Consider the following 19,794-nt stretch of genomic DNA (forward strand, 5'->3'; position numbering starts at 1 on the left):
GCTATAGCGAGCCTCCCGTTGCGTCGAGCGCGGCCGAGGCCAGCACCCGCAGGCACAGGTCTTCGTACGCGATGCCCGCGGCGCGGGCCGACATCGGCACCAGCGAATGGCTGGTCATGCCGGGCGAGGTGTTCATCTCCAGCAGGAAGGGCTTGCGGTCGCTGGCGCGGATCATCACGTCGGCACGGCCCCAGCCGCGGCAGCCGAGCGTGCGGTAGGCAGCCAGCGTGATGCGCTGGATCTCGTGCTCTTCCGCTTCGGGCAGGCCGCTCGGGCACTGGTACTTCACGTCGTCGGTGAAGTACTTGTTCTGGTAGTCGTAGGCGCCTTCGGGTGCGGAGATGCGCACCACCGGCAGCGCGCGCGCGTCGAGCCCGTGGCCGAGCACCGCGCAGGTCACTTCCTCGCCTTCGATGAATTCCTCGCAGAGCACGTCGGCGTCGTACTTGGCCGAGAGCGTGATCGCGTCCTGCATCTGCGAGTAGCCCTCGACCTTGGTCACGCCGATGGAGGAGCCCTCGCGCGGCGGCTTCACGATCAGCGGCAGGCCGAGCACGTCGGGCACGGCCATGATCTGCTCGCGGCTTTGCTGGTCGAAGGCCAGGCGCACGTACTTGGGCGTCGGCAGGCCGTCAGCCTGCCAGATGCGCTTGGTCATGACCTTGTCCATGGCCACGCTGGAAGCCATCACGCCCGAGCCGGTGTACGGAATGCCGAGCAGTTCGAGCGCGCCCTGCACGGTGCCGTCTTCGCCGTGGCGGCCGTGCAGCGCGACGAAGCAGCGCGCGAAGCCTTCGCGCTTCAGGTCGGCCAGATCGCGCTGCGAGGGGTCGAAGGCGTGCGCATCGACACCACGCGAGCGCAGGGCTTCGAGCACGCCGGTGCCCGACATCAACGAGATTTCGCGTTCGGCGGAACTACCGCCGAACAGCACGGCAACCTTGCCGAAGAGCTTGGGGTCCTGAAGGCTCATGAGGCCCTCCCTTTGCGCGAATCGCGCTGCGATGTTGAGGGTGCTACGGCGGTGACCGCCGCTGCGCCGAGTTCGACGACCTTGCCCGGTACCGCGCCAATGGAGCCGGCGCCCATGGAAAGCACCACGTCGCCCGCGCGGGCGTTGTCGAGAATGGCTTGGGGCATGGCGGCGATGTCGTCGACGAACACCGGCTCGACCTTGCCGGCCACGCGCAGCGCGCGCGCCAGCGTGCGGCCATCGGCCGCCACGATGGGCGCCTCGCCCGCGGCGTAGACCTCGCCGAGCAACACGGAGTCGGCCGTGCCGATGACCTTCACGAAGTCTTCGAAGCAGTCGCGCGTACGGGTATAGCGGTGCGGCTGGAAGGCCAGCACCAGCCGGCGGCCCGGGAATGCGCCGCGCGCGGCGGCGATGGTGGCCGCCATTTCGACAGGGTGATGGCCGTAGTCGTCGATCACGGTGAAGGTGCCGGCCCCACCTTCGTTATGGCCGCCTTGCACAGCCACGTCGCCATAGCTCTGGAAACGTCGGCCCACGCCCTTGAAACCTGCGAGGCCGCGCTGCACGGCTTCGTCGGGAATGCCGAGTTCCACGGCCACCGCGATCACCGACAGCGCATTGCGCACGTTGTGCTCGCCCGGCAGGTTCAGCACGATGGGCAGGTCGGGCAACGTCACGCCGTTGCGGCGCTGCGCGGTGAAGTGCATCTGGCCGCCGACGGCGCGCACGTCGATGGCGCGCACCTGGGCGTCCTCGCCGAAGCCGTAGCTGGTGACCGGGCAGGTCACGTCGGCCACGATCTCGCGCACCGCCGGATCGTCGGTGCAGAGAATGGCCACGCCGTAGAACGGCATGCGGTGCAGGAAGTCGACGAAGGCTTTCTTGAGCTTCGCGAAATCGTGCCCGTAGGTCTCCATGTGGTCGGCGTCGATGTTCGTGACCACCGCCATCACGGGCAGCAGGTTCAGGAACGAGGCGTCCGACTCGTCGGCCTCGACCACGATGTAGTCGCCGCTGCCGAGCTGCGCGTTGGCGCCCGCGCTGTTGAGGCGACCGCCGATCACGAAGGTCGGGTCGAGCCCGGCGGCGTCGAGCACGCTCGCCACCAGGCTGGTGGTGGTGGTCTTGCCGTGCGTGCCGGCAATTGCAATGCCCTGCTTCAGGCGCATCAGCTCGGCCAGCATCAGCGCGCGCGGCACCACCGGAATGCGCTTCTCGCGCGCGGCCAGCACTTCGGGGTTGTCCGACTGCACGGCGGTGGAGGTGACGACCGCGTCCGCGCCGTCGATGTGCGCGGCGGCGTGGCCCACGAAGGTGCCGATGCCCAGGCCCGCGAGCCGTCGCAGCGTGACGCTGTCGGACAGGTCGGATCCGGTGATCTTGTAGCCCAGGTTCAGCAGCACTTCGGCGATGCCGCTCATGCCGGAACCACCGATGCCCACGAAATGGATGTGACGAATAGCGTGCTTCATTTGGCAAGCTCCTCGCAAGCGCGGACGACCGCCTCGACGGCTTCGGTCTTCTGCATGGTCTTGGCCTTGACGGCCTTGTCGATCAGCGCGGTGCGCTCGGTTTTCTGTAGCAAGTCAGCCAGCAATTCAGGAGTGAGGTCGGCCTGCTGCACGAGCCATCCGCCGCCCGCGTCCACGAGGAAGCGCGCGTTGGTGGTCTGGTGGTCGTCGACCGCCGAGGGGAAAGGCACGAACAGCGCTGCTGCGCCGACGGCCGCGATTTCTGTGACGGTGCTGGCGCCGGCGCGCGCGACGATGATGTCGGCGTCGGCGTACGCCTGCGCGGTGTCTTCGATGAAGGGCGTGAGTTCGCCTTCGACGCCAGCCGCCGTGTAGTTGGCGCGCAGCTCATCGATTTGCTTGGAGCCGCTCTGGTGCAGCACCTGCGGACGCGTGGCCGGCTCGATGCGCGCCAGCGCCTGCGGCACAACAGTATTGAGGCCGCGTGCGCCGAGGCTGCCGCCCACCACCAGCAATTTCAGCGGACCGGTACGGCCCGCGAAACGCGTGGCCGGATCGGGTTGCGAAGTGAAGGCCGCCCGCAGCGGATTGCCCACCCACTGCGCCTTCTTCAGCACATTGGGGAAAGCCGTGAACACGCGATCGGCCACGCCCGCCAGCACCTTGTTGGCGAGGCCGGCGACCGAGTTCTGCTCGTGCAGCACCAGCGGCTTGTTGAGCAACACGCCCATCATTCCGCCCGGAAAAGTGATGTAGCCGCCAAGGCCCACCAGCACGTCGGGCTTCACGCGGCGCACCACGCGCAGGCTCTGCCAGAAGGCGCGCAGCAGCTTCAGCGGCAGCAGGAACAGCGTGAGCGGGCCTTTGCCGCGCACGCCGCCGAACTGCACGGGCTCGAAGGCGAAGCCGCGCGGCGGCACGAGTTTTTCTTCCATGCTGCCGGGCGCGCCCAGCCAGTGAACCTGCCAGCCGCGCTCGCGCAGGGCTTCGGCCACTGCGAGACCCGGGAAGATATGGCCGCCTGTGCCGCCTGCCATGACGAGTGCGGTGCGCGTCATACGCGGCCTCCCCGCATCAGCACACGGTTTTCGTAGTCGATACGCAGCACGATGGCCAGCGCCACGAGGTTCATCAGGATGGCCGAACCGCCGAAGCTCATCAGCGGCAAGGTCAGGCCCTTGGTCGGCAGCGCGCCCAGGTTCACGCCCATGTTGATGAAGGTCTGGAAGCCGAGCCACACGCCCACGCCCTGTGCCACGAGGCCCGAGAACACGCGGTCCAGCGCAATCGCCTGGCGGCCGATGTGCATGATGCGGCGCGTGAGCCAGAGGAACAGGCCGATGATCAGCAGCACGCCGACCAGGCCGAACTCTTCGCCGATCACGGCCAGCAGGAAGTCGGTGTGCGCCTCGGGCAGCCAGTGCAGCTTCTCGACGCTGCCGCCCAGGCCCACGCCGAAGATCTCGCCGCGACCGATGGCGATCAGCGAGTGCGACAACTGGTAGCCCTTGCCCAGCGCGTGCTCTTCGCTCCACGGATCGAGGTACGCAAAGATGCGCTCGCGGCGCCACGGGCTGCTCGCGACGATGGTGCCGAAGGCCACCACCACCAGCGCGGCGATCACGAAGAACATGCGCGCGTTCACGCCGCCCAGGAACAGGATGCCCATGGCGATCACGGCGATCACCATGAACGCGCCCATGTCGGGTTCGGCCATCACCAGCATGCCGACCACCACCACCGCGATGCCCATCGGCAGCACGGCGCGGAAGAAGCGCTCCTTGATCTCCATCTTGCGCACCATGTAGCTGGCGGCGTAGAGCACCATCGCGAGCTTGGCCAGCTCCGAGGGCTGGAAGCGCATGAAGCCCATTGGCAGCCAACGGCGCGCGCCGTTCACGTTGATGCCGATGTGCGGAATGAGCACGGCCACCAGCAGCAGCAGCGAAGCCACGAAGAGCCAGGGCGCGGCGCGCTCCCAGGTCTTCATCGGGATCTGGAAGGCCAGCAGCGCGGCGATGAACGCGAAGATCACCGAAGCCGCGTGCCGCGTGAGGAAGTACGAGGCGCTGTAGCCCGCACGTGCAAAGCGCGGGTTGTCAGGCAGCGCGATCGAGGCCGAATACACCATGATCAGGCCCCAGGTCAGCAGCGCGACCGTGACCCAGACCAGCGCCTGGTCGAAACCCAGCACGCGCATCGGCGTGGCTTTTGTCTGCGCGATGCCGGCGCCGCCCAGCCGCACGGGCAGGTGCACCGGCAGCGAGTCGATCCCGCTGCGGGCGCGCCTGAACCAGCCGCCGAAGCGACTGGTGGATGCGTTGGGCGTGGCGCCTGAGGCGGCAGAGTTCAAACCGTGTCCTCCGTCGTCGAACCGCCCATGCCGCGCGGGCTGTCCTCGTAGGCCTGCACGGCCTCGCGGAACACCTCGGCGCGGTGCGCGTAGTCCTTGAACATGTCGAAGCTCGCACAGGCCGGTGACAGCAGCACGGCGTCGCCGGGGTTGGCGCGCGCGGACGCGAGCTTCACGGCCTCGTCCATCGAGGCGGCATGCAGCAGAGAGACGCCGGTCGATGCCAGCGCGGCTTCGATGAGCGGTGCGTCGCGGCCGATGAGCACCACGGCGCGCGCGTACTGGCGCACGGGCTCGGCCAGCGGTTCGAAGTCTTGTCCCTTGCCATCGCCGCCGAGGATGACGACCACGCGGCGCTCTTCGCCCAGGCCGATCAACGCGGCCACGGTGGCGCCGACGTTGGTGCCCTTGCTGTCGTCGAAGTACTCGACCTCGTCCACGATGGCGATCGGCTCCACGCGGTGCGGCTCGCCGTGGTATTCGCGCAGGCCGTAGAGCATGGGGCCCAGCGGGCAGTCGGCGGCGCTGGCCAGCGCGAGTGCGGCCAGTGCGTTCATGGCGTTGTGGCGGCCGCGGATGCGCAGCGCGTCGGCGGGCATCAGGCGCTGCAGGAAGATTTCTTCTTCCACCACGGCGCCGCGCTTGCGCTTCTGCGTTTCGTCAGCTTCCAGCGCGCGCACCAGCCAGGCCATGCCGTTGACGCGCTCGATGCCGTAGTCACCCGGGCGCAGCGGCATGGCCGCGCCGAAGGTGACGTGCGTGCGGATCTGCGGGCGCTGCAGCTTGACCCTGACGGGCGCGGGCAACATCGCCATCACGCCGGCATCGTCGCGGTTGAGGATCATCAGCCCATGCGCGCCGAAGATGCGCGCCTTGGCCGCCGCGTAGGCCGGCATGTCGCCATGCCAGTCGAGGTGGTCCTGCGTGAGGTTGAGCACGGTGGCGGCCGTGGGCTCGAAGCCCTGCACGCCGTCGAGCTGGAAGCTGGACAGCTCCAGCACCCACACGTCGGGCAGCGTGTCGGCATCCATGTGCGCCGAGAGCGTGTCGAGCAGCGTCGGGCCGATGTTGCCGGCCACGGCCACGGTCTTGCCCGCACGTTCGACCAGCTGGCCGGTGAGCGAGGTGACGGTGGTCTTGCCGTTGGTGCCGGTAATGGCGAGCACCGCGGGCGCATAGCCCTTGGGGGCTTCGGGCTCGACGATGGGCGCCAGCTCGAGCTGCGGCGATTCTTCTTCGACAGCGGCCGAGGCCGGGTTGGTGGCGGAGATTTCGGCGATCTTGGCGACGAACTCCGCGGCCTCCCTGGCGGCGGTCGGGACGTAGGGCTTGCCGGTGACGGGCAGGCGGGAAGCGGTGGCGGGTGCAGGAGCCGAAGCCTCGGAGGACTCGGGGACAACGGCGGGCACTTCCGGCGCGGGCTCGGCCGCCGGCTCGACGACTTCTGCGGCCTCGGGCGGCAGCGGCACGGCGACGCTCATCGACGGATCGCGCGGCATTGCTTCAGCCTGCGCGGGCACGGTCGGCTCGGACGCGGCTTCTGCGGCGAGTTCGGGCGCTTCGGCTTCGACAGGCTCGGGCTGTTGCTCCGGCTCGGCCACGGCTTCAGCCTGCTCGACGTGCGCGGGCTCGTCCAGCGGCAGTTGCGCTTGCGCCTCCGGCTCGGCGGTTTCCACGGGCGCTTCTGCCACCGGCTCGATGGGTGCTTCCGTCTCGGGTTCCGGCTCAGCCTCGACCACCGGCACTTCCACCGTCCGCAGGTCCAGCAACGCACGCGCGAACAGATCCAGCTCGCCACCGACCGGCAGCCCGACAGCACGCGCCGCTTCCACCACCGGCGCAATGGTCGCGGGCGACAGCCCCGGCGAGCGATACACCGCGCGGATCGGCGTGCCTTCGACCAGCGCGGCCGAGAACGGCCCGCCGACGAACGTCACCCCGGGCAGCTCCGCCTGCAGCGTCGCGAGCAATGCCGGCGCCTCGCGCGTGTCGGCCACGGTCACGACGGCGCCGTGGCGCGCGCACCAGCGCGTCATCGCCAGCCCGGACGCACCGAGGCCGAGGATGAGAACGGGGAGGTCTTTCAGATGCCGCATGGTTCCGTTACCGCAGCTTCAACGTCGAAAGACCCACGAGGCACAGCAGCATCGTGATGATCCAGAAGCGCACCACGACCTGCGTTTCGCGCCAGCCGCTCTTCTCGAAGTGATGGTGCAGCGGCGCCATCTTGAGCACGCGGCGGCCTTCGCCGTAGCGCTTCTTCGTGTACTTGAAGTACATGACCTGTGCCATCACCGAGATCGCCTCGACCACGAAGATGCCGCCCATGATGAAGAACACGATCTCCTGGCGCACGATGACCGCGATGGTGCCCAGCGCGCCGCCCAGCGCCAGCGCGCCCACGTCGCCCATGAAGACCTGTGCCGGGTGCGTGTTGAACCAGAGGAACGCGAGCCCCGCGCCGGCCATTGCCGAGCAGAACACCAGCAACTCGCCCGAGCCCGGGATGTTGGGGAACAGCAGGTACTTGGAGTACACCGCGCTGCCCGTGACATAGGCGAACACGCCCAGCGCCGAGCCCACCATCACCACCGGCATGATCGCCAGGCCATCGAGGCCGTCGGTCAGGTTCACCGCATTGCTCGCGCCCACGATCACGAGGTACGTGAGGATCACGAAGCCGATGCCGCCCAGCGGGTAGCTCACCTCCTTGAAGAACGGCACCAGCAGGTTGATCTTGGGCGGAAAGTCGAGGTCGAAGCCTGACTGCACCCACGCGAAGAACAGCTGCACCACGCGCCAGTTGGAGCTCTCCGAGATGCTGAAGAGCAGGTAGAAGGCCGCAATCAGGCCGACCACCGACTGCCAGAAATACTTCTCGCGCGAGCGCATGCCTTCCGGGTCCTTGCGCACCACCTTGCGCCAGTCATCGACCCAGCCGATGGCGCCGAAGCCCATCGTGACCCACAGCACGATCCACACGAACCGGTTCGAAATATCGAACCACAGCAGCGTGGCGAAGGCGATGGCGAACAGCACCAGCACACCGCCCATGGTGGGCGTGCCGCTCTTGGTCAGGTGCGTTTCCATGCCGTAGCCGCGAATCGGCTGGCCGATCTTGAGCGCGGCCAGGCGGCGGATCACGTACGGGCCGGCCACCAGGCCGACCACGAGCGCGGTCAGCGCAGCCATCAGCGCGCGGAAGGTGAGGTATTGAAAAACGCGCAAAAACCCGAACTCGGGCGAGAGCGTCTGCAGCCATTGGGCCAGGGTCATCAGCATGTGGTTTCGCGCGGCTCATGCGTCATGACCGGCCTCCTTTTGTTGTTGTGGTTGTGCTTGCGCCTCGACGACCTGCACCACGCGCTCCATCTTCATGAAGCGCGATCCCTTGACGAGCACGCTGCCGAGTTGCGGCAGGCGCGCGAGCACAGCCGCGCCGAGCGCGTCGAACTCTTCGAAATGGCGTCCGTCGGCACCGCCGAAGGCAGCGGTGGTGTGCGCCGTCGCGGCGCCCAGCGTGTAGACGGACTCGATGCCGCGCTGGCGCGCCCGCTCGCCGACTTCGGCGTGGAACTCGGGCGAGCGGTCGCCCACCTCGCCCATGTCGCCGAGCACCAGCAGGCGCGGGCCCGGCAGGGCGGCAAGCACGTCGATGGCGGCAATCACGGAATCGGGGTTGGCGTTGTAGCTGTCGTCGACCAGCGTGAGCGCATGGCCACCGGCCAGCACGATCTCGTTGGCGCGCGAACGGCCCTTGACCGGCTCGAAGGCCGACAGGCCCGCTGCAATGGTCTCGACCGACACGCCGGCCGCGAGCGCACAGGCCGTGGCGGCCAGCGCATTGACGACGTTGTGCCGGCCCGCGATGTGCAGGCGCGCATCGAAGGCGCCGATCGGCGTGCGGATGCGCACGGCCCAGGCACCCTGCTTCCATTCGGCGCTGTCGAGCGAGATGTCGGCATCTTCCGATTCGCCGAAGGTCATGCAGCGGCGCGAGCCACCGGCGTGCGCCATGTCGGTCCACAGAGAAGTGAAGGCGTCGCCATAGGGGAACACGGCGGTGCCGCCTTCGGGCAGCACCGCGAACACGGTGGCGTTCTCGACGGCCACCGCCTCGACGGTGGCCATGAACTCCTGGTGCTCGCGCTGGGCGTTGTTGACGAGTGCGATGGTCGGGCGCGAGATGGCGGCCAGCCGCGCGATCTCGCCCGGATGGTTCATGCCCAGTTCGAGCACCGCGCGCTGGTGCTGCGCGCGCAGGCGCAGCAGCGTGAGCGGCACGCCGATCTCGTTGTTGAAGTTGCCGGCGGTGGCCAGCGCTCGTTCGGCGCGGAAGGCGAACAGCACGGCCGCGATCATCTGCGTGACCGTGGTCTTGCCGTTGCTGCCGGTCACGGCGATCAGCGGCAGTTCGAACTGCGCGCGCCAGCCCGCGCCGAGCGCGCCGAGCGCGACCAGCGAGTCGGGCACTTCGAGGCCGCTGAGGCCGGCGGCCTCGAGGCCGTGGTGCGCAATGGCGGCCACGGCGCCGCGCTTCTTGGCGTCCGCCAGGAAGTCGTTGGCATCGAAGCGCTCGCCCTTGAGCGCGACGAACAGGTCGCCCTGCGCGAGCGTGCGCGTGTCGGTGTGCACGCGGGCGATGACGGTCGAAGCGTCACCCACCAGGCGCGATCCCGGAATCCATTGCTGCACCTGGGCCAGCGTGATGTTGAGAGGCGTCGTGTCGGTCATGCCGCGGCCCCCCTCTTTGCCAGCGCTTGAAGCGCATGGGCCTTGTCGGAAAACTCGATGCGCTGGCCGGCGATTTCCTGCCAGGCCTCGTGGCCCTTGCCGGCGATCAGCACCACGTCTTGCGGGGCTGCCTGCGCGATGGCGTCGGCGATGGCGCCGGCGCGATCGGGCTGCACCTGGGCGGCTTCGGGGCGCGAGAAGCCGCGCAGCACCTGGCTGATGATCGCGTCGGGCTTTTCGCTGCGCGGGTTGTCGCTGGTGACGACCACGCGGTCGGCCTGGCGCTCGGCGACGGCGGCCATCATCGGGCGCTTGATCGGGTCGCGGTCGCCGCCGCAACCGAACAGGCACCAGAGCGCGCCGCCGCGCTGCTTTGCCAGCGGGCGCAGGCCGATCAGGGCCTTGTCGAGCGCGTCGGGGGTGTGGGCATAGTCGACCACGGCGAGCGGCGCGCCTTCGCCGGTGCCTGCGCGGTCCATGCGGCCCGGCACGCTGGTGAGGTTGGCGCAGGCTGCCACGGCCTGGGCGAGCGTGAGGCCCAGCGCGCGCAGCGTGCCGAGCACGCCCAGCAGGTTGGCCACGTTGTACTGGCCGATCAGGCCGGTCGACAGGCGCTCCACCGCGGCGGTGCCGTGCTCGGCCACCGAGAACTGCAGGCCCTGCGCGTCGTAGCCGATGTCGCGCGCCACGAGGCGGGCCGGCTTGCCGCCGGCCGAGACGGTCCAGACGTCGAGCGCGCCGATGCCGGCGTCGATCAGGTTCGCGCACAGGCTGGCGCCGTGCGTGTCGTCGATGTTGATCACCGCCGCGCGCAGGCCGGGCCAGCGGAACAGCTCGGCCTTGGCCTGCCAGTAGGCGTCCATGCTGCCGTGGTAGTCGAGGTGGTCCTGCGTGAAGTTGGTGAACACGGCCACGGCGATCTGCGCGCCGTCGAGGCGGCGCTCGGCGATGCCGATGGACGATGCCTCGATGGCGCAGGCGCCGAAGCCGCGCGTGACCAGCGAGCGCAGTTCGCGCTGCATCATCACCGGGTCGGGCGTGGTGAGGCCGGTGTACGTCAGCTCGGGCGGCACGCCGATGCCGAGCGTGCCCATCACCGCGCAGGGTGACGGCGCATCGCGCTGCATGGTGCCGTCTGGCCGCATCGCGCGCACGCCACCCGCCGCGCGCAGCGTGGAGAGCGATTCGGCCAGCCACCAGGCGGTGGATGTCTTGCCGTTGGTGCCGGTCACGGCCAGCACGTCGAGCAGGGCCGAGGGGTTGTCGTAGAAGGCCGAGGCGATCGGGCCGGTGGCGGCCTTCAGGCCGGGGTAGCTGACGATGCGGTCGTCGCCTTCAAAGCCGAAGGCCTCGACGCCCTCGTGCTCCACCAGGCAGACCGCCGCGCCCTGCGCCAGCGCGGCCGCCACGTGCTTGCGCCCGTCGGTGGCGGCGCCGGGCCAGGCGATGAAGACGTCGCCCGCGCCCACGGCACGGCTGTCGGCGTGCAGCGCGGCCTGCGGCACGCGCTCCTTGAGCCAGGCCGCGGCGAGTTGGGGTGAAGTGAAGGTCAGCATGTTCAGAAACTCTCGTCGACGCCCTGCGTCATCACAAGCGGTTTGACCGCCAGATCGGGCGGTACGTTCATCATGCGCAAGGTCTGCTGCACGACTTCGCTGAACACGGGCGCCGCGGCGACGCCGCCGAAATACTGGCCGTCGCTGGGCTCGTCGATCATCACGGCGACGATGATGCGCGGCTTGTCGATAGGCGCCATGCCGGTGAACCAGGCGCGATATTTGTTACTCGCGTAACCCTTGCCGACCTGCTTGTGGGCCGTGCCCGACTTGCCGCCGACCGAGTAGCCGACCGTCTGCGCGCGCGTGCCGGTGCCGCCGGGGCCGGCGGCCATCTGCAGCATCTTGCGCACCGCCAGCGCGTTCGACGGCGAGAACACGCGCACGCCGACCGGCGGCTCGGAATTCTTCAGGATGGTGACCGGAATGATCGAGCCGTCGTGCGCGAACGAGGTGTACGAATGCGCCATCTGGAACAGCGACGCCGACAGGCCGTAGCCGTAGGCCATGGTGGCCTGCTCGACCGGCTTCCAGGTCTTCCACGGGCGCAGCCGGCCCGTCACGGCGCCGGGGAACTGGATCTGCGGCTTCTGGCCGTAGCCGAGCGCGGTGTAGGTGTCCCACATCTCGTGCGGGGTCATCTTCTGGGCGATCTTGAGCGCGCCGACGTTGCTCGACTTCTGGATCACGCCCTCGACCGTCAGCGTGCCGTAGTTGTGGGTGTCGCTGATGGTGAAGCCGCCGATCTGGAATCGGCCGGGGCCGGTTTCGATCAGGGTCGAGGGCTTCACGCGGCCGGCTTCGAGCGCCATGCCCACCGTGATCGGCTTCATGGTCGACCCGGGCTCGAAGGTGTCGGTGAGCGCGCGGTTGCGCAGCTGCTCGCCGGTGAGGTTCTGGCGCTTGTCGGGCACATAGCTCGGGTAGTTGGCCAGCGCCAGCACTTCGCCGGTGACGGAGTCGAGCACCACCACGCTGCCGGCCTTGGCCTTGCGCGCGGTCACGGCATCGCGCAGCTTCTGGTAGGCGAAGAACTGCACCTTGCTGTCGACGCTGAGCTGGATGTCCTTGCCGTCGAGCGGTGGCACGGTTTCGCCCACGCCCTCGACCACGCGGCCCAGGCGGTCCTTGATGACCCGGCGCGAACCCGCCTTGCCGGCCAGCTCCTTGTTGAACGCGAGCTCGATGCCTTCCTGGCCGTTGTCTTCCACGTTGGTAAAGCCCACCACGTGCGCGGCGGCCTCGCCCTCGGGGTACTGGCGCTTGTATTCCTTGCGCTGGTAGATGCCCTTGAGGTTCATGGCCGCGATCTGCTTGGCGATGGGCTCGTCGACCTGGCGCTTGATCCAGACGAAGGTCTTGTCCTCGTCTTCGAGCTTCTTGTCGAAGTCCTTCTGCGACATCTCCAGCAGCTTGGCGACCTGCTTGAGCTTGGCGCGCACCTCGGGGTCGTCGCGCTCGATGTCTTCCGGAATGGCCCAGATGCTGGGCGCCACCACGCTGGAGGCCAGGATGAGCCCGTTGCGGTCGAGGATGCGGCCGCGGTTGGCCGGCAGCTCGAGCGTGCGCGCAAAGCGCACTTCGCCCTGCCGCTGGAAGAAGCTGTTGTTGAGCACCTGCACGTAGGCCGCCCGGCCCGCCAGCATGACGAAGCCGAGCGCAATGCCCGCGACGATGAACTTGCTGCGCCACACCGGCGTCTTGCTCGCGAGCAAGGGGCTGGTGGTGTAGCGCACGCTGCGGTTGCCCCGGTTCATCGTGCGGCCCTCGCTGCGGTGACTGGCTTGGCCGCCGGCTTGGGCGTGGTCGGCGCAGGCGCCACCGGCGCGACCGCGGGGATCACCGTGCCGTCAGGGCGCACGTACTGCGTGATCGCCGGCGAGGTGGTGCGCATCTGCAGCTGCTCCTTGGCGAGCTTCTCGACGCGCAGCGGCGTGGCCTGTGCGCGCTTCTCGACCTGCAGGCGATCGCGGTCGGTCTCCAGGCGACGGGCTTCCTGCTGCACGCGGTCGAGCTCGGTATAGAGCTGACGTGACATGTACTGCGTGTGCACGAGGTACAAAGCCGTCGCAATGACGGCCAGCAGCAGCAGGATGTTGAGGCGGGCCATGATCAGTTGGCCCCGGTGCGTTCTGCGACGCGAAGAATGGCGCTGCGCGAGCGCGGGTTGCCGCCCACCTCGGCGTCGGACGGCTTGATGCGCTCCAGCGCGCGCAGTTTCATGACCTTCGGGGCGGCAAACGGCGCGCGGCGGTCGTAGACCTCCTTCGAGTGCTTGGCGATGAACTGCTTCACGATGCGGTCTTCCAGCGAGTGGAAGCTGATCACCGCGAGCCGCCCCTGGGGTTTGAGCACGGACAGACTCGCTTCTAGCGCCTGTTGCAGCTCTTCAAGCTCGGCGTTGATGAAAATCCGAAAAGCCTGAAATGTGCGCGTTGCAGGGTTCTGGCCCTGCTCGCGGGTTTTGACCGTGCCAGCCACGAGCTCGGCCAGTTCGGTGGTGGTTGAAATTGGGCCCCGTTCTTGTCGGCGAGCAACAATCGCCTTTGCAATCTGAACAGCAAACCGTTCTTCGCCATAGTCACGGATCACCTCTGCAATCTGCTGAAGTTCGGCCGTTGCCAGCCATTCGGCCACGCTCTCGCCGCGCGTGGTGTCCATGCGCATGTCGAGCGGGCCGTCGAAACGAAAACTGAAACCGCGCACCGGGTTGTCGATCTGCGGCGAGCTCACGCCCAGGTCCATCAGCAGGCCGTCGACGCTCGCGTCGGGCAATTCGCCCAGCGAGCGGAATCCCTGGTGGCGGATAGAAAAACGCGCATCGGAGATGCGCGCTGCTTCGGCCACTGCTTCTGCATCCTTGTCGAATGCGATCAGCCTGCCTTCCGGCGCCAGCCTGGAGAGGATTGCACGCGCATGCCCTCCCCGCCCGAAGGTAGCGTCCACGTAAGTGCCGGTTGCCGCCGTGCTGCCGGAAAGAAGGGCTTCCACCGCTTCGTTCAGCAAGACGGTCGTATGGGTCCATGGGGTGTTCACTTGAGTCCTCAGAACGCAAAGTCCTGAAACACATCCGGCATCTCGCCCTGGGTGGCCTCGGCCTCCTTGGCCTCGTACGTGGCCTTGTCCCAGAGTTCGAAGTGGTTGCCCATGCCCAGCAGCAGCGTCTCTCGCGTGATGCCGGTGGCCGCGCGCAGTTCGGGCGACACCAGGATGCGGCCGGTGCCGTCCATCTCGACGTCCATCGCGTTGCCCAGGAAGACGCGCTTCCACCACTGCGCCGACATCGGCAGCGCGGCGATGCGCTCGCGGAATTTTTCCCATTCGGGACGGGGAAACACCATCAGGCATCCGTGCGGATGCTTGGTGATCGTGAGCTGGCCGCCTGCCGTCGCGCTCAGGACGTCACGATGCCGGGTCGGCACGGAGAGCCGCCCCTTGGCATCCAGACTGAGCGATGAAGCGCCTTGAAACACGACCACGAACCCCTGTGTTGGGAGTGCTGCGGCACCCGAAAGGGGCACTACCCGCACTTTTTCCCACTTAACTGCACTTTTTTGCACTGTAGCAGGAAACACTTCGGAAGCAACTGGCCGTTTGGGCTATTTTTTGTAATGGAATCAACGACTTAGCGCCGATTCCAAAACCATGGAATCGGCGAATTTCGTTGAAAATGAAGTACTTAGCTCACGCAATGAATGTGATGCGTGAAGGATTCCCCCGTTACAGGGGGAAGGAGAAGCGGCTTCAGAGAATGAAGCGCGAAAGGTCTTCGTCGTGACTTAGTGCCGCAAGGCGCTGGTCGACATAAGCGGCATCGATGCGGATCGATTGCCCTTCGAGGCGGGTCGCGTCGAAGCTTACCTCATCCAGCAGGCGTTCCATCACGGTCGACAAACGGCGTGCACCGATGTTCTCGGTGCGCTCGTTCACCTCGAAGGCGATGGCGGCCAGCCGGTTCACGCCTTCGGGCGTGAATTCGAGCGTCACGCCCTCGGTGGCGAGCAGCGCCTGGTACTGCTTCACCAGCGACGCGCGGGTCTGCGTGAGGATGCTTTCGAAGTCCGCCACCGAGAGCGACTGCAGCTCCACACGGATCGGAAAGCGCCCCTGTAGCTCGGGGATCAGGTCGCTCGGCTTGCTCAGGTGGAAGGCGCCGCTCGCGATGAACAGCATGTGATCGGTGCGCACCACGCCGTATTTGGTGGTGACGGCCGTGCCCTCCACCAGCGGCAGCAGGTCGCGCTGCACGCCCTGGCGCGACACGTCGGAGCCCTGCGCTTCGCTGCGCGTGGCAACCTTGTCGATCTCGTCGATGAAGACGATGCCGTTCTGCTCGGCATTGGTGATCGCCTGCGTGCGGATCTCGTCCTCGTTCACCAGCTTGGCCGCTTCCTCGTCGATCAGCAGGCGCAGCGCCTCGGCGATCTTGAGTTTGCGCGTCTTGCGCTTGCCGCCGCCGATCTGGCCGAACATGCCGCGCAACTGCTCGGTCATTTCCTCCATGCCGGCCGGGCCCATGATTTCCAGCGGGGTGCGGGTCTCGGCGAGGTCGAGTTCGATTTCCTTGTCGTCCAGCTGGTGCTCGCGCAGTTTCTTGCGGAAGGCCTGGCGGGTGGCGTTGCCCGTGTCGGCCACAGCGCCATCGGCACCACGTGCGGGAGGCAGCAGCACGTCGAGGATGCGGTCTTCGGCGGCGTCTTCGGCACGCGCGCGCACCTTGGCGCTTTCCGATTCGCGGGTCTGCTTGACGGCGATTTCGGCGAGGTCGCGAATGATCGAATCGACGTCCTTGCCCACGTAGCCGACCTCGGTGAACTTGGTGGCCTCGACCTTGATGAAGGGCGCATCGGCCAGGCGCGCGAGGCGACGGGCGATTTCGGTCTTGCCCACGCCCGTGGGGCCGATCATGAGGATGTTCTTCGGGGTGATCTCGTGGCGCAGCTTGTCTTCGACCTGCTGGCGGCGCCAGCGGTTGCGCAGGGCGATGGCCACGGCGCGCTTGGCGGCCGGCTGGCCGACGATGTGGTTGTCGAGCTCGGAGACGATTTCCTGGGGGGTCATGGACATGGTCAGAGCGCTTCCACCGTGTGGTTCATGTTCGTGTAAATGCAGATTTCTCCGGCGATCGCCAGCGATTTGCGCACGATCTGCTCGGCCGAGAGGTCGGTGTTGTCGATCAGCGCCTTGGCCGCCGACTGGGCATACGCCCCGCCCGAACCGATGGCGATCACGCCGTCTTCGGGCTCCAGCACGTCGCCATTGCCGGTGATGATGAGCGAGGTGGTGGCGTCGGCCACGGCGAGCATGGCCTCGAGCTTGCGCAACACACGGTCGGTGCGCCAGTCCTTGGTGAGTTCGACTGCCGCGCGGGTCAGGTGCCCCTGGTGCTTTTCGAGCTTGGCCTCAAAGCGCTCGAAGAGCGTGAAGGCGTCGGCCGTGGCGCCGGCAAAGCCTGCGAGCACCTTGCCGTGATAGAGGCGGCGCACTTTGCGCGCCGTGCCCTTGATGACGATATTGCCGAGAGTGACCTGCCCGTCCCCGCCAATGGCGACCTGGTCGCCTTGGGGGGTCTTGCGGCGCACGCTCACGATGGTGGTGCCGTGAAACTGTTCCATCGCAGCCATCTGGGGGTGCGCCGCGGCAATGCAACCGCCATAGGGCAGCGCAGGTTTTAGTTTTTCCTAACCGTCACTGTCGAATGATCGGCAATGCCTACCAGGTTGAACAGCGCAGCAATCAACCGGTGCGCATCGACGAACTGCACGCGCTCGCCATTGGCATCGCGTGCGCGCACCCAGCTCAGCAGCGTGCCCACGGCGGCCAGGTCCATGCGCAGCAGCGCCGCGCACGAAATGACCGGTGCCGTGGTGTGGCGCAGGTCGTTGTCCAGCCGTTGCCAGCTCGACAGCGACTCGCCCCGCAGATCGCCCGCCAGCGCGGCAAAACCGCTGTCGGTGGACGGAAAGCTCTCCGAATCGCCACCGACCGACAGCAGCGACCACACCGAGCTGGGCCGGCTCGCGGGCGGCGCGGCCAGCGTGGTGCATTCGCCCTTCGGGTCCTGCCAGGAAGGCGGCGACACCTCGTAGGTGATGCAGTAGTTGAGCGCCACCAGCTCGAAGTCGTCGGGCAGGTGCATCAGGCGAAGCGCCGCAAGGTGCAGCTGCCACCAGATGTCGTCGGTGCCACGCTCGTTGTTGGGTGCGGCCTCGGACAGCACGGCCAGCAGCTGCGCCGAGCCCATGAAGCGCAGCTGCACCGGCGAATCGGCCCAGTGGGTGAACAGCACGCGCAGCGGCGCAGCAGCCTCAGGCTCTACGGCGTGCAGCCCGCGCCAGTCCAGCGTCCACACCGAGCCTGCCTTCGACAGCGCACGGGTGAGCTCCATCAGGCCTTCGCGCGCCAGGCGCGTGGGACAGGTCCAGTCGGCATGGGCGCTGCTGCCTTCAGCAGCGGCCCCGGCCGCCTCTTCGCTGGCAGTGACGGCCTTGACGCTGCGGGCCAGCTCATCGAGCGAAACCCAGTCGGGGCCCATGCGCCGCATGCGCTGCGCATAGCGCATGCGGGCGGCTGCGAACTTGGCGGCGTCACCGGTTGCGCGGTACAGATCGAACAGGGCGCGCCAGCGGTTGTCATCGCGTTCGGCCGCGGCGTCGTGCCCGCCCTCGGTGGGCGTTGTGCCTTCGGTGGAGGCCAGGGCCTGCAGCAGGATGGCTTCGGCACCGGTGTCGTCGCCGTGCGCGAAGCGGATCACCGCCTCTTCCAGCGCGCCGTCGTGCGCAAGGCGCGACGACAGCAACGGCACGCTGGCGGCCACCGCCGGGGCATCGTCACCAGCCTCGGCTGCAGCCGCTGGCGGGATGATGGGCAACACGGCGGGCTCGGACAGCAGATCGTCGGTATGCACCGGCGGCAGCGTCTCGGCGCCGGCGTCAGGCGGCGGGTTGACCAGCGTTTCGCCGTTCGGGCCCCGCCCCTTCCACCACTGCTGCGACATCTGCAGCTCGATCTCGTCGATCTTCTTGAGCGTGAGCGCGCGGCCTTCCGATTTCTCGGAGGTGCTGTTGATGTTGAAGGAAGACGGTGTGACCGTCGCCTCGAAGGCGTGGGCGGCGGCCTCGCGCTGGCGCAGCTTGCGCAGCATGTCGAACTCGCGCCGGCGCACGAAATCGTTGCGCTGGCGCCGCTCGATCATCTCCTTCAGCATCTCGCGGCTGTAGGTCTGCTGGGCGGGCAGCGAAGAGTCCGAGGTCGAGGCGGAGGCAGGGGCATCCAGCTCCGACCAATCCTTCAGGGGATTGCGGACAAATTTGGCCACCTTGGAAAAAAGGCGGCCCGATTCTTCCTTAGGCATTCGGCGAAGGCTATCGAAGTCGCTGGGCTCTATCTACCTTGACCCTGTTCAATCCCCGAACATCTTTTGCTTGAGTTCGCGGCGCTGTTGCGCTTCGAGCGACAGCGTGGCAGTCGGGCGGGCCAGCAGGCGACCGACACCGATGGGTTCACCGGTTTCGTCGCAGTAGCCGTAGTCGCCGGCGTCGATGCGCTGGATCGACTGCTCGATCTTCTTGAGCAGCTTGCGCTCGCGGTCGCGGGTGCGCAGTTCGAGGGCGTGTTCTTCCTCGATGGTGGCGCGGTCGGCCGGGTCGGGCACGACCACCGTGTCTTCACGCAGATGCTCGGTGGTCTCGCCGGCGTTCTCGAGAATGCCGCGCTTGAGTTCTTCGAGCTTCAGGCGGAAGAACGCCATCTGCTTTTCGTTCATGTACTCGTCGTCGGGCATGGCGATGACTTCAGCGTCGCTCAGCTCGGAAGGAGTCTTGGTCTTCCAGTTGTTGGCCAGCTTCGGGTCTTTCTTCACGGCCAGGGGCGGCGGCGGCACCAGCGCGGTGGAAGGCGCCTGCGAGAAGCTGGACTTGGCGGCGGTCGATGCGACAGATTGCGGCATCGAGGGCACGGTAAGTTGCGACAGCCGGGACACGCGGCCACCACGCGCGGCGGGTGCGGGCGTGGGGGTTTGAACGGGCATCGAGGGTGTCGCCGGGGCGGAAGTGGAGGCGGCAGCCGTTTTTTTCATGGGGATCGAGGGGGCAGAAGGAACGGCAGCAGGGCGGCCGACGGGTTTGGATGACGATGAGCCCGCGCCTGCGGTCTTGGTGGCGGCAGTTGCAGGCTTGGCGGACTTCTTGGTCGCAGCGGTCGCGGCCTTGGCCGGTGGTGCTGCGGGCTTTTTGGACGGCGCGCTTTTCTCCTTCGCTGCGGAGCCATGTGCGGTGGCGGAAACCTTTTTGGCCGCAGGTACAGCCTGCTTCGCAGCCGGCGCCTTCTTTGTGGCGGGCTTGGGTGCTGGCGTGGCCTTGGCGGCGGGTTTCTTCACGGTGACTGGCTCCTTGGTCGAACTGGAACGCGCTTTCACTGGGTGTCTCCTCCCATGGGAGCCACTTGCGGCTTTCAGACCACGCAGGCTCCCCGTTGTCGGGGTGCTCGCCAGTGGCGAACCCCGGGGTTATACCCCCGAAAGCCCACCAGGAACGTGCGGCGCCCCGTGCCGGAAGTCACATCTTGTCCACGAGAACTGGACATGGCTGCCGGAACAGGCGCGCGATTGTATAGAGAACTCGCAGGCGCGGGCGATGTCTCGGCGTGCCGGCCAACTCCGTTAGCATCGCGCGGCGCTGTCTGTGGGAGCAGCGCGGCCCCGGG

General features: G+C 67.6%; 16 protein-coding genes. All 16 read right to left on the reverse strand.

Going from position 1 to position 19,794, the window contains the following annotated elements:
- Nucleotide 1: 1 nt before the first annotated feature.
- The 16 genes from BLV60_RS16200 to dksA all read right to left on the reverse strand — a co-directional run bounded on the left by BLV60_RS16200 (nucleotide 2) and on the right by dksA (nucleotide 19,468).
- Nucleotides 2-973 (reverse strand): D-alanine--D-alanine ligase, encoded by a 972-nt coding sequence (locus BLV60_RS16200; RefSeq protein ID WP_093056262.1) that lies wholly within the window; start codon nucleotides 971-973, stop codon nucleotides 2-4.
- Nucleotides 970-2,448, reverse strand: a complete 1,479-nt coding sequence (gene murC / locus BLV60_RS16205; RefSeq protein ID WP_093056264.1) for a UDP-N-acetylmuramate--L-alanine ligase — start codon at nucleotides 2,446-2,448, stop codon at nucleotides 970-972. The genes BLV60_RS16200 and murC overlap by 4 nt, the downstream gene beginning before the upstream one ends.
- Entirely contained in the window at nucleotides 2,445-3,506 is a 1,062-nt protein-coding gene (gene murG / locus BLV60_RS16210) for an undecaprenyldiphospho-muramoylpentapeptide beta-N-acetylglucosaminyltransferase (RefSeq protein ID WP_093056266.1), read from the reverse strand. Before murG ends, murC begins: the two co-directional genes overlap by 4 nt.
- A complete protein-coding gene (gene ftsW / locus BLV60_RS16215; protein WP_093056268.1) occupies nucleotides 3,503-4,801 on the reverse strand; it encodes a putative lipid II flippase FtsW in 1,299 nt (432 codons plus the stop codon). Before ftsW ends, murG begins: the two co-directional genes overlap by 4 nt.
- The gene (murD, locus tag BLV60_RS16220; protein ID WP_093056270.1) at nucleotides 4,798-6,897 is read right to left on the reverse strand and encodes a UDP-N-acetylmuramoyl-L-alanine--D-glutamate ligase; all 2,100 of its coding nucleotides are present in this window, start codon (nucleotides 6,895-6,897) and stop codon (nucleotides 4,798-4,800) included. Before murD ends, ftsW begins: the two co-directional genes overlap by 4 nt.
- Nucleotides 6,898-6,904: 7 nt before the next feature.
- Nucleotides 6,905-8,083, reverse strand: coding sequence for a phospho-N-acetylmuramoyl-pentapeptide-transferase (gene mraY / locus BLV60_RS16225; protein ID WP_093056272.1), 1,179 nt, complete (start codon nucleotides 8,081-8,083; stop codon nucleotides 6,905-6,907).
- A 15-nt stretch (nucleotides 8,084-8,098) separates the two neighbouring features.
- On the reverse strand, nucleotides 8,099-9,535 hold the full coding sequence (gene murF / locus BLV60_RS16230; RefSeq protein WP_093056273.1) for a UDP-N-acetylmuramoyl-tripeptide--D-alanyl-D-alanine ligase: 1,437 nt from the start codon (nucleotides 9,533-9,535) through the stop codon (nucleotides 8,099-8,101).
- Entirely contained in the window at nucleotides 9,532-11,091 is a 1,560-nt protein-coding gene (locus BLV60_RS16235) for a UDP-N-acetylmuramoyl-L-alanyl-D-glutamate--2,6-diaminopimelate ligase (protein ID WP_093056275.1), read from the reverse strand. The genes murF and BLV60_RS16235 overlap by 4 nt, the downstream gene beginning before the upstream one ends.
- Nucleotides 11,092-11,093: 2 nt before the next feature.
- Nucleotides 11,094-12,848, reverse strand: coding sequence for a peptidoglycan D,D-transpeptidase FtsI family protein (locus BLV60_RS16240; RefSeq protein WP_093056277.1), 1,755 nt, complete (start codon nucleotides 12,846-12,848; stop codon nucleotides 11,094-11,096).
- The gene (gene ftsL, locus BLV60_RS16245; protein ID WP_093056279.1) at nucleotides 12,845-13,201 is read right to left on the reverse strand and encodes a cell division protein FtsL; all 357 of its coding nucleotides are present in this window, start codon (nucleotides 13,199-13,201) and stop codon (nucleotides 12,845-12,847) included. Before ftsL ends, BLV60_RS16240 begins: the two co-directional genes overlap by 4 nt.
- 2 nt (nucleotides 13,202-13,203) lie before the next feature.
- Nucleotides 13,204-14,127 carry a 16S rRNA (cytosine(1402)-N(4))-methyltransferase RsmH gene (rsmH, locus tag BLV60_RS16250; protein WP_093056281.1) on the reverse strand — a complete coding sequence of 308 codons (924 nt, stop codon included), beginning with the start codon at nucleotides 14,125-14,127 and terminating at the stop codon, nucleotides 13,204-13,206.
- Nucleotides 14,128-14,135: 8 nt separating this feature from the next.
- On the reverse strand, nucleotides 14,136-14,564 hold the full coding sequence (gene mraZ / locus BLV60_RS16255) for a division/cell wall cluster transcriptional repressor MraZ (protein WP_081270207.1): 429 nt from the start codon (nucleotides 14,562-14,564) through the stop codon (nucleotides 14,136-14,138).
- Nucleotides 14,565-14,835: 271 nt separating this feature from the next.
- Nucleotides 14,836-16,158: an ATP-dependent protease ATPase subunit HslU gene (gene hslU, locus BLV60_RS16260; RefSeq protein WP_093056283.1), complete on the reverse strand. Its 1,323-nt coding sequence runs from the start codon at nucleotides 16,156-16,158 to the stop codon at nucleotides 14,836-14,838.
- 2 nt (nucleotides 16,159-16,160) lie between these two features.
- Entirely contained in the window at nucleotides 16,161-16,706 is a 546-nt protein-coding gene (gene hslV, locus BLV60_RS16265; protein ID WP_042578379.1) for an ATP-dependent protease subunit HslV, read from the reverse strand.
- A 56-nt stretch (nucleotides 16,707-16,762) separates the two neighbouring features.
- Nucleotides 16,763-18,445, reverse strand: coding sequence for an STAS domain-containing protein (locus tag BLV60_RS16270; protein ID WP_093056285.1), 1,683 nt, complete (start codon nucleotides 18,443-18,445; stop codon nucleotides 16,763-16,765).
- 48 nt (nucleotides 18,446-18,493) lie between these two features.
- Entirely contained in the window at nucleotides 18,494-19,468 is a 975-nt protein-coding gene (gene dksA / locus BLV60_RS34670; protein WP_256329220.1) for an RNA polymerase-binding protein DksA, read from the reverse strand.
- Nucleotides 19,469-19,794 lie beyond the last annotated feature (326 nt).

The organism is Variovorax sp. YR634 (assembly GCF_900106655.1).
Lineage (GTDB): Bacteria > Pseudomonadota > Gammaproteobacteria > Burkholderiales > Burkholderiaceae_C > Variovorax.

Coding starts and splice junctions, on each gene's coding strand:
- murC (WP_093056264.1), bottom strand. CDS start 2,448: ATGAAGCACGCTATTCGTCACATCCATTTCGTGGGCATCGGTGGTTCC.
- murD (WP_093056270.1), bottom strand. CDS start 6,897: ATGCGGCATCTGAAAGACCTCCCCGTTCTCATCCTCGGCCTCGGTGCG.
- BLV60_RS16240 (WP_093056277.1), bottom strand. CDS start 12,848: ATGAACCGGGGCAACCGCAGCGTGCGCTACACCACCAGCCCCTTGCTC.
- ftsL (WP_093056279.1), bottom strand. CDS start 13,201: ATGGCCCGCCTCAACATCCTGCTGCTGCTGGCCGTCATTGCGACGGCT.
- hslV (WP_042578379.1), bottom strand. CDS start 16,706: ATGGAACAGTTTCACGGCACCACCATCGTGAGCGTGCGCCGCAAGACC.
- mraY (WP_093056272.1), bottom strand. CDS start 8,083: ATGCTGATGACCCTGGCCCAATGGCTGCAGACGCTCTCGCCCGAGTTC.
- BLV60_RS16270 (WP_093056285.1), bottom strand. CDS start 18,445: ATGCCTAAGGAAGAATCGGGCCGCCTTTTTTCCAAGGTGGCCAAATTT.
- hslU (WP_093056283.1), bottom strand. CDS start 16,158: ATGTCCATGACCCCCCAGGAAATCGTCTCCGAGCTCGACAACCACATC.
- BLV60_RS16235 (WP_093056275.1), bottom strand. CDS start 11,091: ATGCTGACCTTCACTTCACCCCAACTCGCCGCGGCCTGGCTCAAGGAG.
- BLV60_RS16200 (WP_093056262.1), bottom strand. CDS start 973: ATGAGCCTTCAGGACCCCAAGCTCTTCGGCAAGGTTGCCGTGCTGTTC.
- murF (WP_093056273.1), bottom strand. CDS start 9,535: ATGACCGACACGACGCCTCTCAACATCACGCTGGCCCAGGTGCAGCAA.
- murG (WP_093056266.1), bottom strand. CDS start 3,506: ATGACGCGCACCGCACTCGTCATGGCAGGCGGCACAGGCGGCCATATC.